A 15,297-nucleotide genomic window follows, 5' to 3' on the forward strand; every position below is an offset into this window, starting at 1 on the left:
GGAGCACCCGAGCGAGCCGCCATCCTAGGCAGCGCCTCCGCCTCGGCGGTTGCAAGCCTTCGCGCGGACCGTGCAGGCGGCTTGAATGCCCCTCCGCCAGGCCAGGGGTCAGCGCAGCCGGACGAGCTGATACTCGGAGGCCGGATCGGGCATGCCCACCAAGCGGCTGATGAGCCACTTCACTGACCCGTCGGCGCTGTGGAAGACGAACCGACCCTCCTGCGCATAACCCACACCGCCCACGCTCACCGGCGGGATCGAGCGCACCGAGCTGCGGTTCAGGAAGTCGCTTTCATAGAGGTTCAGGTGCGTCTTGCAGGACAGGGGCTCGTAGGCAGACAGACACTGCGCCGAGTTCATCTCGATCAACGCCACCTCCTTGACCAAGCTGCTCTGGCTCAGCGAGACGATGCGGTAGCCGTAGGTGCTGTCGGACGACAGCGCCAGCCGCCCCGCATAGATCAGGTCGTTCGCCTTGACGCTGCTGCTGCGCAGCGTGTTGCCGCAGGCGGTGTAGATCGTGCTGCCGTCCTCCTTGAACCAGAGGTTGCTGCACATGGCGTACTCACCGTGGTACGGCGAGTCGTACAGGTAGCTCGGTGGCGAGGTGGTCAGGTCGATCTTCGCGATGTCATCCGGCGACAGCCCCGAGTTGGCCATGTACAGGCTGGTGCCGGAGGGGCTCAGCCGGGCTCTCGTGTTGCCATAGATGCCTCCCAGGGCCTGCACCAGCGTTTCCGTGTTGGTGGCCACGTCGATCGTGTGCAACTGCTCCCACTGCGACGAGCGCGGGAAGGCGTGCACCCGCCCGCTGCCATCCAGAACCAGGTCGTACACGTTGGCAGAGACCTGGAGGGTGCGCACGACCGGGCTGGCCGCCGTCAGGTCCACGATGCTCACCAGGGCATCGTGGCCCACCGCGGCCTGCCGACCGTCGGGGCTGACCGACACCGCCGTCGGCACCTTCGCCAAGGCCACCCGGCGTTCAGTGCCGGTCCGGGTGTCGTGGATGTACAGCGCCGGGCTGGGCCAGGAGGCAACCATCACCACCGAGTCCAGGGCACGGCTGTACTCGGCGTCCACCACGTCGTGCGGCAGCGCCGCCCGGCTGGCCACGTCGATGGGGGTGAGGCCAGGCTCCGGTATCGGCTCGTTGTTGACCGTGTACTGGGTGGCCAAGGTCAACGGACTGCCCACCAGCGCCCGGTTGCAGGACGAGTCGATGCAGACCCGCAGGGTGACACTGCCGTCGTAGCGGCCCACGTCGAGCGACTGGGGCGTGAGGAAGGAAACATCCACCCGCGTCTGGGTCGGCGACAACGAGGTGCTCGTCACCGAGGCGATGCCCTGCCCCGAACTCGTCGCCTGGACGTACACCCCACCCGGCAGCGCCTCGCTGCTGCTCACCACCACACTGGCCACGGGCAGGACCGCGTCCTGCTTCGACGCCGTCAGCACCACCTGCGTGCGATCCGCGCTGGCCTGCGCGTCGGCGTTGTACGAGCCCGAGACCGTGTAGGTCACCGGGATGCGCAATGGGCTGTTGTTCACGTGCCGCGCGCAGTAGCCGTCACGGCACACCGAGATCGTCACCGTGTCCCGGTACACGCCGTTGGGCAATTGCCCCGGCGCGAAGAAGCGGATCTCGATGAGCGCCCGGTCTTCCGACGGGCTGGTCCAACTCACGCTCTGGACCCCGTTGTAGGTGGAATCGACGCTCAGGTACAGACCCTCAGCGGGCATGTCCTGGGCCGACAGGAGCACGGTCACGACCGGGGCGGCCTCGGCCGGCGTGGCCGAGACGCTGACCGTGCTGCGATCCACCGAAATCGACGGATCGCTCTCCCCGCCGCCACCGCTGCAGCCCAGCACCGCGAACGCGGCAAGCGCCAGCAGCCACCAACTCATCAGTCTCATCAATCGCTTCATGCTGCGCTCCTCCTCGGCCCGGCGGAACCGTCTGCCAAGCCGTCGTCCAGAGCTTCAGGCTAGATCGACCCAGCGCCACGTGCACATTTTTTTACGAACGCCGATTGAGGAGAAACAAACCAGAGGCGCGACGGAGCTCCTCGGCACGCCCGAGCCAGGCTGGCGCGAAAGCTGCATCGCCCCCCGCAGCAACCATCTGCGGCCATACTAGGGTTTGCACCCATCACCCGACGAGGTTCATCCTGGACACCCCTGCCGACACGCTCCCCGTGGAGGGAAGCCCCCGCTTCAGCACCGAAGAGCTGGAGAGCATGCGCTGGCTGATGCAGGAGAAGGCGGAGGCCTTCTCCGAGCTGAGTCGCCGCATCGCGCGGCTGTGCCACCGGCTGGGCATCCTCCTGAAGACGGGGGAAGATCTGCGCCGCATCCTCGAACGGGAGGCGCAGGGGTTCTCCGCCGCCGACCATGCGCTGGCGGAGTTCACCTCGCTCAACCTGGGCGGGCGCCACCCCGACCGCGAGCACCTGGAGCGCGAAGAGCTGCGCGGCCTGCTGGCGATGCGCTGCGAGTTGCTGACGCAGACGCTGCAGGACTGGGGCCTGGAGGCGACGCAGAAGATCACGGCGGCGTCGGAATCCAGGCTGGAACACGAGGGCTTCACCCCGGGTTCGGACGGTTTCACGCTGCTGCACCAGCTCAACGCCCCGCGCGAACCCCGGCAGATCAGCTGAGCGGGCGCCCGGTCCGCTCACGCCCGCGTCACCGGGCCGGCTGTACCCGATCCCACCCCGTCACATGGTCGACTGACCAGGCCCCCGGGCCGTGGGCGATCAGCAGCAGCAGCGCGGCGGCCCAGATGCCGTGGGTGGCGTAAGCGCCGGGGTAGACCAGCAGCTGGATCACGATCGTCATGCCGAGCAGGCCCAGCGCGGCGAAACGCGTGCCCAGGCCGAGCAGCAGGAGCAGCGGCAGGGCGTGCTCGGCGCTGGCGGCCAGCAGCGCGGCCGATTCCGGCGGCAGGATCGGCAGGCGGTACTCGTCGCGGAAGAGATCGACCGCGGAGGCCGACAGCCGGGGCCAGCCAAGCTGGAAGCGGCCCTCGACGAGGTTGATGGCCAGGCCCTCGATCTTGGTCTGGCCGGAGAGCCAGAAGGTCGCGGCCAGCGAGAAGCGTGCAAGCGCGGCGACCAGCGTGTGCGGCAGGCGGCCGAGTTGGGCGCACAGCGGATGCCACCAGCGGGCGAGTAGACCGGGGCTGGACGGACTGGGCAGGGCCCCAGGCGCGGTGGCCATGGGGGTGACGGGCGCAGTGTGGTTCATGGCAGTGGGTCCTCTGGTTCCTCTGGGTCAGCCCGGGTCATGCCAGGCCGTGATGAGGCCCTGGCGCAGCAGCAAGGTCAGGCAGGCGGCGAGCGTGGCGGCTTCGCCCTCCTGGGTTTCTTCCGCATGGCGAGCGGCCTCGCCCAGGGTCTGCCCGCGGGCCAGGGCGGCCAGCACGGCCGCCTGCGCGGGTGGGAGGGGCAGGACCTGCAGCTCGTCGCCCTGGCGCAGCAGCAGCGCCGCCTCGCCCTGCTGGATGTCGAGGTCGGCCCACGCCCCCGCGCCCTGGTGCGCCGCCCAGAGCGATACGCAGGCCCAGCGCGACTGGTAGACCGCCGCGCCCGGGTGCCAGGTCAGCCGGGCAGCGCTCAGGCGATGCGGCTGCGCCAGGCGGGCGGCGATGGCCGATTCGGGCAGTGCGCTGGCGTCGGCGGCGTGGTACAGACGCACCCGCGCCCGCTCCAGCCGGGCCAGGTCGGCCAGCCAGGGCCAGGCGGCAGCGGGCGCGTAGCGCTCGATCCAGCCGGCCAGCTCGTCGCCCCAGTCGCTCAGCACCGGGCTGGCAGGTGGGTGGTCGCGGAGGAACTCGCGCGCGAGCACCTCGAAGGCGGTGGCACCGACGTGGGCACGCAGCACCGGAAAGGCCTCCCCCAGCGCCTCGCTGAGCCCGAGCACGACGTTGTTGCGGTGCAGGGCAAAGCGCTGGGCCGGATCGGAGCCGTTCCAGCTGCGCAGGCCGGTGGGTGCGCCGAGTTGCGGATCGAGCAGGGCCTGGGCCCAGGCGGCCTGGCTGCGCTGGACATCCTGAATGGCAGGTGTCATGCCGGCACCTCCACTTGCGGATGCGGATGCGGCTGTGGCCACACCTGCGGCTGGGCCACGTGACGCAGATCCCGGCGCGCACGGGCGGCCTCGGCTTCCAGGGCTTGCAGTGGAGGGACTTCGGCGTCGCGCTCGATCAGCGTGGGCACGGGCCGGCCGAGCCGGGCGAGCAGGCGCCGGTACAGGGACCAGACCGGGTCGGCCACGGCGCAGTCGTGGGTGTCGATCAGCAGCGGGTCGCCGAGGCTGTCCACCTCGCGGCGGTGGCCAGCGAGGTGGACCTCGCCGATGGCCTGTGGCGGCAGCGCGCCAAGCAGCTCCCAGGCGTCGCACCCCTGGTTGACCGCACTGACGTAGGCGTTGTTGACGTCCACCAGCAACCCGCAGCCGCTGCGGCGCTGCACCTCGGTGAGGAACGCCGCCTCGTCCATCGTGGAGGCATCGAACGCGACATAGCGGCTCGGGTTCTCCAGCAGCAGGCGCCGGCCCAGCCGCGTCTGCACCTGGTCGATGTGCTCGCACACGCGCTGCAGCGTGGCCCGGTGGTAGGGCAGCGGCAGCAGGTCGCCCAGGTACCGGCCGCCGTGGATGGACCAGGCCAGGTGCTCGGAGAACCACTGCGGCTCGAAGCGCTCCAGCAGCGCCTGCAGGCGCTCCAGGTGGGCCTCATCAAGCGGCCCCGGAGCACCGATCGACAGCCCCACACCGTGGATGGACAGCGGCCAGCGCGCGCGCAGCGCCTCCAGGTGGCGCAGGAAGGGGCCGCCGGCGACCATGTAGTTCTCGGCGTGGACCTCGAAGAAGTCCACCGCCGCCCCATCACGCAGGATCTGCGCGACGTGGACCGTCTTCAGGCCGATGCCGGCCAGCGGGGTGGGGGTGGCTTGCATGGCGCCATTCCGCTCACATGGCCGGGCGGCCTTCCTTGAATGCCATCGGCTGGCCGTGGCCGGTCGGCGAGTGGGGCGAGGCCATCTGTGCGCAGGTGCCGGCAGGCACGAACTTCCAGGCGTTGCCCTGGTGGTCCTTCTTGGCCGTGCCGGCGCAGGTGGTGCCGGCACCGGCGGCGCAGTCGTTCTGGCCCTTGAGGGCCACGCCGAAGCACTTTTCCTTGGCAACGTCCTTGCCGGCCTCCTGGGCGGCGGCTGGCGCCTGGGCGAGGGCCAGGGCAGCGCCCAGGGCCAGGGCGAGCGTGGTGGCGGTGGCGGCAGCGGTGGCAGTGTGGCGGGCAGAGGTCATCGCGGTTCTCCAATCGGGTCAGGAACAGGTACAGGTAGAGGCCCGGCCGTGTGGCGGGCCGGTGGGGGCGTGAACGCCGCTGCAGCGCAGCGGGTTCCACCTGCCAAGTCGCTTGGGAGCGGGATGTGGTTACAGCGCGCCGCAAGAAAAATCGCCGGGCCCCCATGCGGCGCAGCAGCGTCGACTGCGCCGTCACGGTTCGGCGCCACGGGCTGTCGCGGTTCCGACAATTCCCACATCGCGCCCCAGTGCGTGACCGGGAAGACAACTCCCTTCCACATCAGCGCCTTGCGATTGATTCAGGGTGACCCGGCCTTCGCCTGCCTGCGGAGCCGCTGCCTGACGCAGGCCCTGCACCACATCGACAAGGCCGGTGCCGTGGTGCCCGCCAAGGCGCTGGTGAAATTCCGCCCCCGCCCCAGGAAGCCCTCACTGGCTTTTGCCAGCCCCGTCTGTGATAGTTTGCACAGGACGGCGGATTGCCTGGAGCTTGAGATGGCGGATTCATCAGCGAAGACACCGTGGCACCTGTGGCTGGTGGGCACGGTCGCCGTGCTGTTCAACGCCATCGGCGTATTCGACTTCGTGATGAACCAGGTGCAGGGTGCCGACTACCTGGTCAGTGCCGGCATGACGCCCGAGCAGGTCGCCCACTACCGGCAGATGCCGGGTTGGATGATGGTCGTCTGGGCGGTCGGTGTCTTCGGTGCCTTCCTGGCGTCCGTCCTGCTGCTGCTGCGCCGCCAGCCGGCGTTCCCCGTCTTTGTCCTGTCGCTGGCGGCCTTCCTGGTCAGCCTGCTCTACAGCTACGTCCTCACCAACGGCGGCGCACTGATGGGCCTGCAGGGCGCGGTCACCAGTGCCGTCATCGCCGGGCTGCTGGTCCTGTTCAGCGTGTACGCGCGGTCCATGAGCCTGCGGGGCATCCTGCGCTGACGGGCCCCGCCCCGGCTGACCCGGTGGCAGCGCGTCGGCCGGCAACCTGGCTGGCGCCAGGTTGAACTGCCGGCCGGCCGATTTGACCGCCTCAGGTCACCGCAGGAAACCGGCGAAGAAGGCGGCCAGCTCGTCGAAGGCGTCCAGCGGCAGGATGTGCGCGGTGTACTGGTCCGGGCGGACCACCACCATGCAGCCGCTGTCGCGGTTGATGCCGCGCAGGTCGAAGATGTCGCCGGCGCCCTTGTGGTCGACGCAGAAGACCTTCTCGTGGTCCTGCAGGCCGAGCTTGCCGGTCTTCGGCTTGAGCAGCGAGGGCATGTTCTCGTAGGCCAGCTGGTCGAAGGTCTGCTGGAACACGGCGCGCAAATCGATCACCGCATCGATGTCTTCACCGGGGCGGGTGTACTTGACCACCGGGGAGGCCGGGTTCGTCTCCAGCCAGTCGGCCAGCCGGTGGATCGCCGAGCCCGGCGCCGAGCTATCCGCCTTGCCCGCGAAGGCGTAGAGGCGCCAGCGGGCGTCGGCCTCGGCGACGTGGCCGAGCTGCATCGGCTTGGCGTCCGACAGGCGCACCACCGGCGCCGAGTGGAAGCGGCGGCCGATCTCCTCGCCCTTGGCGAGCGCCTGGTGGGTGCCAGCGCCGAAGAGGTAGGAGGTGTCGTACTTGACCGCCGTGCCGCCGGTGAACTCCAGGTTCGCCTTGAACTGGCGGATGATGCGCGGCTCTTCCCGGCCTTCGCGCTCGGCCCGGGTGGTGGGCGCGGACATGATGCGCGCCCACTCGTGGTCGGTCTCGACCAGGCGCTTGGCCTCGGTCAGGCGCTCCTTCGAGTAGCTGCGCAGCAGGCTGGCGTCGGCGCGGCCCTGCAGCACGTGCACCAGCTTCCAGCCGAGGTTGAAGGTGTCCTGCATCGACACGTTCATGCCCTGGCCGGCCTTGGGCGAGTGGGTGTGGCAGGCGTCACCGGCGGTGAAGACGCGCGGGTCGCGGTCACCCTCCGGGCCTACGTCGTCGAACTTGTCGGTGATGCTGTGGCCGATGTCATAGATCGACCACCAGACGATCTCCTTCACGTCGATCGAGTACGGGCGGATGATGCGGTTGGCCGCCGCGATCATGTCGTCCTGCGTGAACTTGCGGCTGGCGGCCTTCTCGCCGTCCTTGAGCTTGTCGAGCTCCACGTACATGCGGAACACGTAACCACCCTCGCGCGGCAGGATCAGCACGTTGCCCTCGTTGGCCGAGGAGATCAGGCACTTCTGCCGCACGTCCGGGAAGTCGGTGTTGGCCAGGATGTCCATCACGCCCCAGGCCTGGTGCGCGGCGTCACCATGCAGTTCGCCGCCGATGGACTTGCGCACCGCGGAGTGCGCGCCGTCGCAGCCGACCACGTAGTTGGCGCGCACCGTGCGGGTGGCCCACCAGTTCACGCCGCTGGCGTCCTTGAGCGTCACGGTCACCGGGTGGTCGTCGGTGGTCGCATCCACCGTCAGGCTCACGATCTCCCAGCTGTAGTCGGGCTCCAGGCGCGACGGCGAGTTCTTCATCACCTCCAGGAAGAGCTCATGCAGCCGCGCCTGGTTGATCAGGATGTGCGGCATCTCCGAGCTGTCATCCGCCACGTCCTGCACCCGGCCCACGCGCTTGATATGCTCGGGGTTGGCCGGGTCGGGCATCCAGAAGTTGGTCTGGTTGACCCAGTAGGTTTCGCGCTTGACCTTGTCGGCAAAACCGAAGGCCTGGAACATCTCCATCGTGCGCGTGTTGATGCCGTCGGCCTTGCCCTTGATGATGTTGGTGGGCATGCGCTCCACGATCATCGTCTCGATCTCGGGGAACTGCGCCAGCTGCGCAGCCAGGCACAGGCCGGCCGGGCCGGTGCCGGCGATCAGCACATCCACCTGCTCGGGCAGCGGCTCGTTGATGCCGCGGTTGCGCCGGTTGGGGGCTGCTTCCTTCACGTCCGGGTTGCCGCCGCGGAAGCCATTCTTGTAGAACTGCATCACCTGTCTCCTGGGGTTGAACAGCGCCATCGACCACACTCCGGCGCGCCAGCAAATCATACCGATGCATATAATCAGCGTCAATACGATATGTATGCTGATTGTTTCCCGCCGGAACCGGCTGGCCTGATCGGCGTTGGCCCTTCAAACGGAGCACATGGATGGACTCACTCGACATGGCCGGGCACCTGATCCGCCGCCTGCATCAGCAGTCCACCCAGAACTTCGTCCAGCGCACCCAGGCGGCCGGCTTCGACCTGACGCCCATCCAGTTCGCGGCCCTGGACACCATCCACGCCCACCCGGCCACGGACCAGGCGCGCGTCGCCGAGACGATTGCCTACGACCGGGCCACCATCGGCGGCGTGATCGACCGGCTGGAGCACAAGGGCTGGATCCTCCGCATCGTCAGCGAGCGGGACCGCCGGGCACGCGAGCTGTCGCTGACCGCCGAGGGCGAGCGCGTCCGTACCGCCCTGCTGCCGATCGTGCAGGACCTGCAGGACGACATCCTCCAGCCCCTGAGCAACGCCGACCGCGCCTGCTTCCTCAGGCTGGCTCGCCAGCTGGTGCGGGAGTAGCGGGATCTGGGTGGCACCTTGGGGGCGGTGGGCGGGCCTGACGACCCTTGCGCAGGTCACCGATGGAAACGAAGGCAGTGGAGGAAGAAGACATCGCAGGCTCCGGTCGTTTCACCGCGGCGGCCCGGGCCGGCCACCACAGCGAGTTGGGCGTTGCGATCTCCACTGCGAGACGCGTGCCAACCTCCGGAACCTGAAAAATATCTACCGAATCAAGGACCTGGCGCTTCTGGACGAATTCCGCCGGACCGCCTCGGATGTCCGGACCCCGACAAATGCGACAGTGGGCCCCGTCAGCCCAGGTCCATCGCCACCGACTTCAGCTCGGTATAGCTCTCCACCCCTTCGCGGCCGTTCTCGCGGCCCCAACCGGAGAGCTTGACGCCGCCGAAGGGCATCGCGAAATCAGGCGCCACCGCGGCGTTGACGCGCACCACGCCGCTGCGGATCTTGCGCACCAGGCGGTGGGCGCGGCCGAGGTCGCGGGTCCATATCGAGGCCGACAGCCCGTAGGCGCTGTCGTTGCCCCGGGCGGCGAGCTGCTCGACCGTTTCCTCGTCGTCGAAGACGAAGGTGCTGAGCACCGGGCCGAAGATCTCCTCGCGCACCATCGTCATGTCGGCGCGGGTGTTCACCATCACGGTCGGCTGGACGAAGAAGCCGGGGCCGTCCAGCGCCGCGCCGCCGGCCAGGACCTCGGCGCCCTGTTCGCGCCCGCCGTCGATATAGGCCAGCACACGTTCCCGTTGGCGTGCGGAGATCAGCGGGCCCATCTCGGCGTCGGGCGCCAGGCCAGGGGCGACACGCAGGCGGCGGGCGCGCTCGGCAATGCCTTCGAAGACGCGGTCGGCCACCGCGCGGTGCACGAACAGCCGCGAACCCGCCGCGCAGACCTGGCCGCTGTTGGCGAAGATGCCGCGCGCTGCGGCGTCGGTGGCGCGCTCCAGGTCGGCGTCGGCAAAGATGAAGACGGGGCTCTTGCCACCCAGTTCCAGCGACAGGCGCTTGAGGTTGCCGGCGGCCGAGGCCAGGATGCGCTGGCCCACCGCGGTGGAGCCGGTGAAGGAGATCTTGTCCACGCCGGGGTGGTCCACCAGGGCCTGCCCGGCTGTCGTGCCCAGGCCGGTGACGATGTTGACCACGCCGGGTGGAAAGCCGGCCTCGATGACCAGCTCACCCAGGCGCACCGCCGTCAGTGGCGTCAGCTCGGCGGGCTTGAGCAGCACGGTGCAGCCCGCGGCGAGCGCCGGGGCGATCTTGCCCACCGCCATCGGCAGCGGCACGTTCCAGGGCACGATCAGGCCGGCCACGCCCACCGGCTCGCGCAGGGTGTAGGCATGCCAATGGCCGGGCAGCGACACGTCGCGCGTCGCGCCTTCCAGCTTGGTGGCCCAGCCGGCGTGGTAGCGCAGGCTTTCCGCGGACAGGCCGACGTCGAACATCCGGGCGATCTTCAGCGGCTTGCCGGTATTGAGCACCTCCAGCAGGGCCAGCTCGTCGGCATGGGCGTCGATCAGCTCGGCCAGCCGCCACAGCAGGCGCTGGCGGCCGGCGGGCGGCATCTTCGACCAGGGGCCGGACTCGAAGGCGCGGCGCGCGGCAGCCACGGCGGCGTCGATGTCGGCCGCCTCGCCCGCCGCGGCCTGCGCGAAGACCTCGCCGGTGCTGGGATTGGTGACGGGCAGCGTGGCGCCGCTGGCGGCGTCGTGCCACTGGCCGTCGATCAGGCAACGCAGCGGGCGGTTGAGCAGGTCAGGCATCGTCATCACAGCTCCTGGCATTCGCCCCCCTTTGAAAAAGGGGGGTTGGGGGGATTTGCGGTCGGCGAGAGGGGAGAAATCCCCCCCGACCCCCCTTTCTCAAAGGGGGGAGGAAGGCAGATTGGCGGGTGGCAGGCTGCGGCCGAGGATCAGGTCAGCGGCCTTCTCCCCGATCATCAGCGTGGCCGCGTTGGTGTTGCCGCCAACGATGCTGGGCATCACCGACGCATCCACCACGCGCAGCCCGGCCACGCCGTGAACGCGCAGTTGCGGGTCGACCACCGCGCCCGGGCTCCTGGCCAGGTCACCCATCGCGCAGGTGCCCACCGGGTGGTGGGTGATGCCGCCGAGCTGGCGGATGGCGGCGTCGAGCGCCTCGTCGCTGTCCAGGCCTGCGCCGGGAATGGTCTCGCGGTCAATCAGCGCGGCCTGCGGCAGCTGGCGGTAGATGGCGCGGGCGGCGCGGAGGCCCTCGCGCATGCTGACGAGGTCGTCCGGGTGGCTGAAGAGGTTCAGCGCGATGCGCGGTGCGTCCGCCGGGTCGGGCGAGCGCAGGCTCACGCGCCCGCGGCTCTTGGCGTAGAGCTGGCAGACGGTGATGTAGAAGCAATGCTCCTGCTCGTTCACCACGCCCGGGAACCACAGGCGCGCGTCGATGCGCACCGGGTTGCACAGCAGCTGGATGTCCGGGCGGTCGAGCTGCGGCTGGCTCTTCAGCAGCACGGTGCCCGAGCAGATCTGCGTCGCGAACGGCCCCGAACCGGTGAAGGCCCAGCGCAGCACGTTCATCACGGCGCGGTCAAAGCGCAGCTGGCTCAGGAAGGTCACCGGCGCATTGGCGCGGAACTGCAGCGGCATGCGCGGGTGCTCGATCAGGTTGGCACCCACGCCGCTCAGGTCCCGCTGTACCGAAATGCCCAGCGCCTGCAGCTCAGCCGCGGGGCCGATGCCCGAGAGCATCAGCAGCTGGGGTGAGCCGTAGGCGCCGCCGCAGAGGATCACCTCGCGGGCCGCACGCAGGCGCCGGCGCTGGCCGTCCTGCAGGAATTCCACCCCCACCGCCCGGCCGCCTTCGAAGATCACACGCTGCACCTGGGCGTGGCTGAAGGTCTGCAGATGGGGCCGCTGCAGCGCCGGGTGCAGGTAGGCGCGCGCGCTGCTGTGGCGCCGGCCGCGCCGGTCGATGGCCACCTCGCCGCGGGCGATGCCGTCGTGGTGCTCGCCGTCGTAGTCGTCGTTGGCGCGGTGGCCGGCGCGCTCGGCCGCCTCACGCAGCGGCTCGGCCAGCAGGCGGCGGGTGTCCACCGGGTTGACCTGCAGCGGGCCGTCGCCGCCGTGGTAGGGGCCGTTGCCGCGCCAGCTCGTCTCGCTGCGGCGGAAGTAGGGCAGCACCTCGGCATAGCTCCAGCCGCTGCAGCCGGCGGCCGCCCAGTCGTCGAAATCCCGCCGGTGGCCGCGGATGTGGAACATGCCGTTGATCGACGAAGAGCCGCCCCAGAGGCGCCCGCGCGGGATGGGGATGCGCCGGCCGTTCATCGCCGGCTCGGGCTCGCTCTGGAACTGCCAGGTCAGCGCCGGGTTCTGCAGCGCCTTCAGGAAGCCCATCGGCATGCGCACGTACGGGTGCCGGTCCGGGCCGCCGGCCTCAACCAGCGCCACGCGGTGGGCGGGGTCGGCGCTCAGGCGGTTGGCCAGCACGCAGCCGGCGGTGCCGGCGCCGACGATGACGAAGTCGGCTTCGGCGTCCCAGCGGGTCGGGTCAGCGGAGGTGGGCATGGTGGACCTGATGGATCTGGCAAGAACGGGTCAGCGACCCTGGAACACGGGCGGGCGCTTCTCGGCCCAGGCACGGGCGCCCTCCTTCAGGTCCTCGGAGGCGGCGGCGCGGGCGATGTCGGCCGCCGCCTCGGCCACGTCGAGCGTGCCGCGGGCCAGCCGGTTGAGGTTCTTCTTCATCGCCAGCAGGGCCAGCGGCGCCAAGCCGGCCAGCTGGGTGCAGAAGGCCTCCACCTCGTAGGCCAGCTCGGCAGCGGGAACCACCCGGTCCAGCATGCCGGTGGCGAGCATGGCCGGGGCGTCGAAGGTCTCGGCGGTCAGCATCACGCGCTTGGCGGCCTGCAGGCCCAGCCGCGCCACGTAACGCTCCAGGCCGCCCAGGTAGTAGTGCAGCCCCAGGCGGGCCGCCGGCACGCGCCATTCGCTGGCCGGCGTGCCGAGGCGGAAGTCGCAGGCCAGCGCCAGGTCGGTGGCGCCGCCGTAGATGCCGCCCTGGATCGCTGCCACCGTCACCGGCCGGGCGTTCTCCAGCGCCTCGGCCAGCGCCTCGAAGCGCGCGCCGGCGGCCTCGCCCCCGCCGTCGACGCGGGCGATGTTGAAGCCGCTGCAGAAGTGCCGGCCCTCGGCCTGCAGCCGCAGCACCAGCACCTCGTCGCGGGCGTTGACGGTGGCCAGGTGCTCGCCCAGCGCGGCGAGGTCCTCCAGCTCCAGGCGGTTGGCTACCTTGGGGCGGCGCAGCGTGATCGTGGCGATGTGGCCGTCGATGGCCAGCGACGGCAGGCCGGCCGCGATGTCCAGCGATACAGCAGAGTCAGCGCCAGCCATAGACGTCCAAGGTCGATTCGCCAGCGCGCAGGCGGGCCAGGATGGCGGCCTCGTCGGCCTCGCGCTTCACCGACTTCTCGATCACCTCGGCCGCCCGCTCTCGCGGGATCGCCACCACGCCATCGGCATCACCCACGATCAGGTCGCCACCGTCGACGGTGACCTCACCCAGGCGGATCGGGTGGTTGATCCAGCCGGGTGCGCCGAAGTCCTTGCCGGTGCCGCGGATGCACAGGCCGCGGGCGAACACCGGGAAGCCCATCGCCGCCAGCAGCGCCGCATCACGCACGCAGCCGTCGATCACCAGGCCGGCCAAGCCGCGCGCCTGCGCCATCGTGGCCATGATCTCGCCCCAGTAGCCGTGCTCGTGCACGCCGCTGGCGTAGACCACCATCACGTCGCCGGGGCGAGCCACGTCCAGCGCGCGGTGCAGCCAGAGGTTGTCGCCGCCGGGCGAGTGCACCGTCAGCGCCGCGCCGCACACGCGCATGCCCGGGGCGATGGGCTTCAACGCGGAAGGCAGCGCGCCGATCTTGCCGCCCGCCTCGTGCAGGGTGGCGGTGGGCAGCGTGCGTGCCGCCGCCACGAGGTCCTCACCGACCCGCGGCGCGTCGGCGCGGGTGGTCGAATGCCAGTCGAAACGCAGGCTCATCATCCCTCCTGGCGGGTCTGCAACTGGTGGTACTTGAACTGCTTGCGCGCCTCGTCCAGCCGCATGCCGCCGCGCACCGCGTTGCGGATGGCTTCTTCCGCCACCTCGATGGCCTCGGCGGTGTCCAGCACCGCGGACTCATGCTCCTTGGGGATCACGAGCACGCCGTCGGCATCCCCGCGCACGATGTCGCCGGGTGCCACGCGGGCGTCGCCGATGTTCACCGGCACCCCCGTGGCTTCCACCTGCACGCGGTCCTTGCCGGTGCGCATCCAGTGGTCCTTGCTGAAGATGGGGTAGCCGAGCTGGCGGCACAGCGCGGTATCGCGGCACACGCCGTCGATCAGCGTGCCGGCGATGCCGCGGCGGTGGGCGATCTCGGTGAGGATGTCGCCCCAAACGGTGGCGTTGTCGCGCCCGCCGTTGTCGAGCACCACGATGCTGCCGGGCGGCACGTCGTCGATGTAGTCGCCCACCGTGCCGCAGGGCTTGCCAGCCGGGCCGTAGAGCAGCGTCCAGGCGCGGCCCGTCATCCGGAAGTTCACGTCGCGCGGCTTGATGCGGTAGCACTGGCCGGCAATACCGAGCTTGTCCAGCGCGTCGGAGAGGGTGGCGGTGTCGAGCTTGGCGGCACGCGCCACGTTGGGGTCCAAGGGTTCGCTCATGGTCATCCGTTCTTCAGCATGTGTTCGTAGTTGCCGCCCATCACGGTGCCGATCGGCGTCCCGCCAAGGATCGCCTTGGCCATCGCCGCCTCCTTGGCCACGATCTGCTCGGCGGCGTCCAGCACGCGCTCGATGTCGGCCGCAGCGATGACGATCACCGCGCTGCGGTCGGCCAGCAGGTAGTCGCCGGGGTGCACCGTGGCCTGGCCGCCGGCCAGCGCATCGCCGATCACCACCGGCACCTGGGTGCCCAGCTCGACCACCCGGCCGCGGGCGGTGCGGGAGGTGAGGCTGCGTGCATAGATCGGAAGTTCGTAGGCGATGGCCTCATCGACATCGCGCAGCGGGCCGTCGGCCACCACGCCAGCGATGCCGCGCACCTTGGCGCCCAGCGTCAGCAGGCCGCCCCAGCAGCCGGCCTCGACGCCACTCTTCTGCTCGACCACGATCAGGTCGTCGGCACCGGCCCGCTCGATGGCGGTGCAGCCCAGGTGCTTGGGCGGTCCCGGCGGTGGTGTGCCGGGGCCGACCTTCATCGTCACCGCCCGGCCGGCGATGCGGCTGGCGCCGCCGGGGCCGGCGCTGCGCAGCGGCAGGCCGGTGACGGCGCCTTGCAGGCCGAGTTTGTCGAGGGCGTCGGAGACCGCGCAGGCATCGAGCCGACGCAGGCGCTTCACGAGCCCCTCGACCGCCGGGTACGTCGGCCGATCCCCCGAGGGGATGCGGTCCGGCTTGGGAGCGGCCCGGCGCTCGGACCGCTCTTCGTTCTGGATCGACATGTCGTG

15 protein-coding genes are annotated in these 15,297 nt (G+C 70.3%); 3 read left to right on the top strand and 12 right to left on the bottom strand.

Features of this window, described 5'->3' with window-relative positions; all coding sequences use genetic code 11:
* Positions 1 to 108: 108 nt before the first annotated feature.
* Positions 109 to 1,917 (bottom strand): hypothetical protein, encoded by a 1,809-nt coding sequence (locus tag NGK70_RS17240; protein WP_251969722.1) that lies wholly within the window; start codon positions 1,915 to 1,917, stop codon positions 109 to 111.
* A 281-nt stretch (positions 1,918 to 2,198) separates the two neighbouring features.
* Here NGK70_RS17240 and NGK70_RS17245 point away from each other — a divergent pair, with 281 nt between their 5' ends.
* Positions 2,199 to 2,660, top strand: a complete 462-nt coding sequence (locus NGK70_RS17245; RefSeq protein WP_251969723.1) for a hypothetical protein — start codon at positions 2,199 to 2,201, stop codon at positions 2,658 to 2,660.
* 28 nt (positions 2,661 to 2,688) lie between these two features.
* Here the strand turns inward: NGK70_RS17245 and NGK70_RS17250 are convergent, their stop codons facing one another.
* Genes NGK70_RS17250 through NGK70_RS17265 form a run of 4 tightly spaced genes read right to left on the bottom strand, consistent with a single transcriptional unit; the run spans position 2,689 to position 5,310 of the window.
* A complete protein-coding gene (locus tag NGK70_RS17250; protein ID WP_251969724.1) occupies positions 2,689 to 3,249 on the bottom strand; it encodes a DoxX family membrane protein in 561 nt (186 codons plus the stop codon).
* Between the two features lie 27 nt (positions 3,250 to 3,276).
* Complete coding sequence (locus tag NGK70_RS17255) at positions 3,277 to 4,071, bottom strand: HvfC/BufC N-terminal domain-containing protein (protein WP_251969725.1); 795 nt, start codon at positions 4,069 to 4,071, stop codon at positions 3,277 to 3,279.
* On the bottom strand, positions 4,068 to 4,961 hold the full coding sequence (gene bufB, locus NGK70_RS17260) for an MNIO family bufferin maturase (RefSeq protein WP_251969726.1): 894 nt from the start codon (positions 4,959 to 4,961) through the stop codon (positions 4,068 to 4,070). The genes NGK70_RS17255 and bufB overlap by 4 nt, the downstream gene beginning before the upstream one ends.
* 13 nt (positions 4,962 to 4,974) lie before the next feature.
* A complete protein-coding gene (locus NGK70_RS17265) occupies positions 4,975 to 5,310 on the bottom strand; it encodes a BufA1 family periplasmic bufferin-type metallophore (protein WP_251969727.1) in 336 nt (111 codons plus the stop codon).
* Between the two features lie 252 nt (positions 5,311 to 5,562).
* Between NGK70_RS17265 and NGK70_RS17270 the strand changes: the two genes are divergently transcribed.
* On the top strand, positions 5,563 to 6,246 hold the full coding sequence (locus NGK70_RS17270; protein WP_251969728.1) for a hypothetical protein: 684 nt from the start codon (positions 5,563 to 5,565) through the stop codon (positions 6,244 to 6,246).
* 96 nt (positions 6,247 to 6,342) lie between these two features.
* On the opposite strand, the gene NGK70_RS17275 is transcribed toward NGK70_RS17270, so the two are convergent.
* Positions 6,343 to 8,253: an FAD-dependent monooxygenase gene (locus tag NGK70_RS17275; RefSeq protein ID WP_251969729.1), complete on the bottom strand. Its 1,911-nt coding sequence runs from the start codon at positions 8,251 to 8,253 to the stop codon at positions 6,343 to 6,345.
* 161 nt (positions 8,254 to 8,414) lie between these two features.
* Here NGK70_RS17275 and NGK70_RS17280 point away from each other — a divergent pair, with 161 nt between their 5' ends.
* Complete coding sequence (locus NGK70_RS17280; RefSeq protein WP_251969730.1) at positions 8,415 to 8,834, top strand: MarR family winged helix-turn-helix transcriptional regulator; 420 nt, start codon at positions 8,415 to 8,417, stop codon at positions 8,832 to 8,834.
* Between the two features lie 293 nt (positions 8,835 to 9,127).
* Here the strand turns inward: NGK70_RS17280 and NGK70_RS17285 are convergent, their stop codons facing one another.
* The 6 genes from NGK70_RS17285 to NGK70_RS17310 all read right to left on the bottom strand — a co-directional run bounded on the left by NGK70_RS17285 (position 9,128) and on the right by NGK70_RS17310 (position 15,291).
* Positions 9,128 to 10,600, bottom strand: coding sequence for an aldehyde dehydrogenase family protein (locus NGK70_RS17285; RefSeq protein ID WP_251969731.1), 1,473 nt, complete (start codon positions 10,598 to 10,600; stop codon positions 9,128 to 9,130).
* Positions 10,601 to 10,693: 93 nt separating this feature from the next.
* Positions 10,694 to 12,370 carry a GMC family oxidoreductase gene (locus NGK70_RS17290; RefSeq protein WP_251969732.1) on the bottom strand — a complete coding sequence of 559 codons (1,677 nt, stop codon included), beginning with the start codon at positions 12,368 to 12,370 and terminating at the stop codon, positions 10,694 to 10,696.
* Positions 12,371 to 12,400: 30 nt separating this feature from the next.
* Entirely contained in the window at positions 12,401 to 13,195 is a 795-nt protein-coding gene (locus NGK70_RS17295) for an enoyl-CoA hydratase/isomerase family protein (RefSeq protein WP_251969733.1), read from the bottom strand.
* Positions 13,182 to 13,850 carry a 4-carboxy-4-hydroxy-2-oxoadipate aldolase/oxaloacetate decarboxylase gene (locus NGK70_RS17300; RefSeq protein ID WP_428985528.1) on the bottom strand — a complete coding sequence of 223 codons (669 nt, stop codon included), beginning with the start codon at positions 13,848 to 13,850 and terminating at the stop codon, positions 13,182 to 13,184. The genes NGK70_RS17295 and NGK70_RS17300 overlap by 14 nt, the downstream gene beginning before the upstream one ends.
* Positions 13,847 to 14,512: an RraA family protein gene (locus tag NGK70_RS17305; RefSeq protein WP_251969735.1), complete on the bottom strand. Its 666-nt coding sequence runs from the start codon at positions 14,510 to 14,512 to the stop codon at positions 13,847 to 13,849. Before NGK70_RS17305 ends, NGK70_RS17300 begins: the two co-directional genes overlap by 4 nt.
* Before the next feature lie 2 nt (positions 14,513 to 14,514).
* A complete protein-coding gene (locus NGK70_RS17310; RefSeq protein WP_251969736.1) occupies positions 14,515 to 15,291 on the bottom strand; it encodes an RraA family protein in 777 nt (258 codons plus the stop codon).
* Positions 15,292 to 15,297 lie beyond the last annotated feature (6 nt).

Origin of the sequence: Sphaerotilus microaerophilus, from assembly GCF_023734135.1 — a bacterium.
GTDB lineage: Bacteria > Pseudomonadota > Gammaproteobacteria > Burkholderiales > Burkholderiaceae_C > Sphaerotilus > Sphaerotilus microaerophilus.

What these genes read in the sequence shown, in the direction of transcription:
- NGK70_RS17240 (WP_251969722.1), bottom strand. Translation starts at nt 1,917, where the DNA reads ATGAGACTGATGAGTTGGTGGCTGCTGGCGCTTGCCGCGTTCGCGGTG.
- NGK70_RS17250 (WP_251969724.1), bottom strand. Translation starts at nt 3,249, where the DNA reads ATGAACCACACTGCGCCCGTCACCCCCATGGCCACCGCGCCTGGGGCC.
- NGK70_RS17255 (WP_251969725.1), bottom strand. Translation starts at nt 4,071, where the DNA reads ATGACACCTGCCATTCAGGATGTCCAGCGCAGCCAGGCCGCCTGGGCC.
- bufB (WP_251969726.1), bottom strand. Translation starts at nt 4,961, where the DNA reads ATGCAAGCCACCCCCACCCCGCTGGCCGGCATCGGCCTGAAGACGGTC.
- NGK70_RS17265 (WP_251969727.1), bottom strand. Translation starts at nt 5,310, where the DNA reads ATGACCTCTGCCCGCCACACTGCCACCGCTGCCGCCACCGCCACCACG.
- NGK70_RS17275 (WP_251969729.1), bottom strand. Translation starts at nt 8,253, where the DNA reads ATGCAGTTCTACAAGAATGGCTTCCGCGGCGGCAACCCGGACGTGAAG.
- NGK70_RS17280 (WP_251969730.1), top strand. Translation starts at nt 8,415, where the DNA reads ATGGACTCACTCGACATGGCCGGGCACCTGATCCGCCGCCTGCATCAG.
- NGK70_RS17285 (WP_251969731.1), bottom strand. Translation starts at nt 10,600, where the DNA reads ATGACGATGCCTGACCTGCTCAACCGCCCGCTGCGTTGCCTGATCGAC.
- NGK70_RS17290 (WP_251969732.1), bottom strand. Translation starts at nt 12,370, where the DNA reads ATGCCCACCTCCGCTGACCCGACCCGCTGGGACGCCGAAGCCGACTTC.
- NGK70_RS17295 (WP_251969733.1), bottom strand. Translation starts at nt 13,195, where the DNA reads ATGGCTGGCGCTGACTCTGCTGTATCGCTGGACATCGCGGCCGGCCTG.
- NGK70_RS17300 (WP_428985528.1), bottom strand. Translation starts at nt 13,850, where the DNA reads ATGATGAGCCTGCGTTTCGACTGGCATTCGACCACCCGCGCCGACGCG.
- NGK70_RS17305 (WP_251969735.1), bottom strand. Translation starts at nt 14,512, where the DNA reads ATGAGCGAACCCTTGGACCCCAACGTGGCGCGTGCCGCCAAGCTCGAC.
- NGK70_RS17310 (WP_251969736.1), bottom strand. Translation starts at nt 15,291, where the DNA reads ATGTCGATCCAGAACGAAGAGCGGTCCGAGCGCCGGGCCGCTCCCAAG.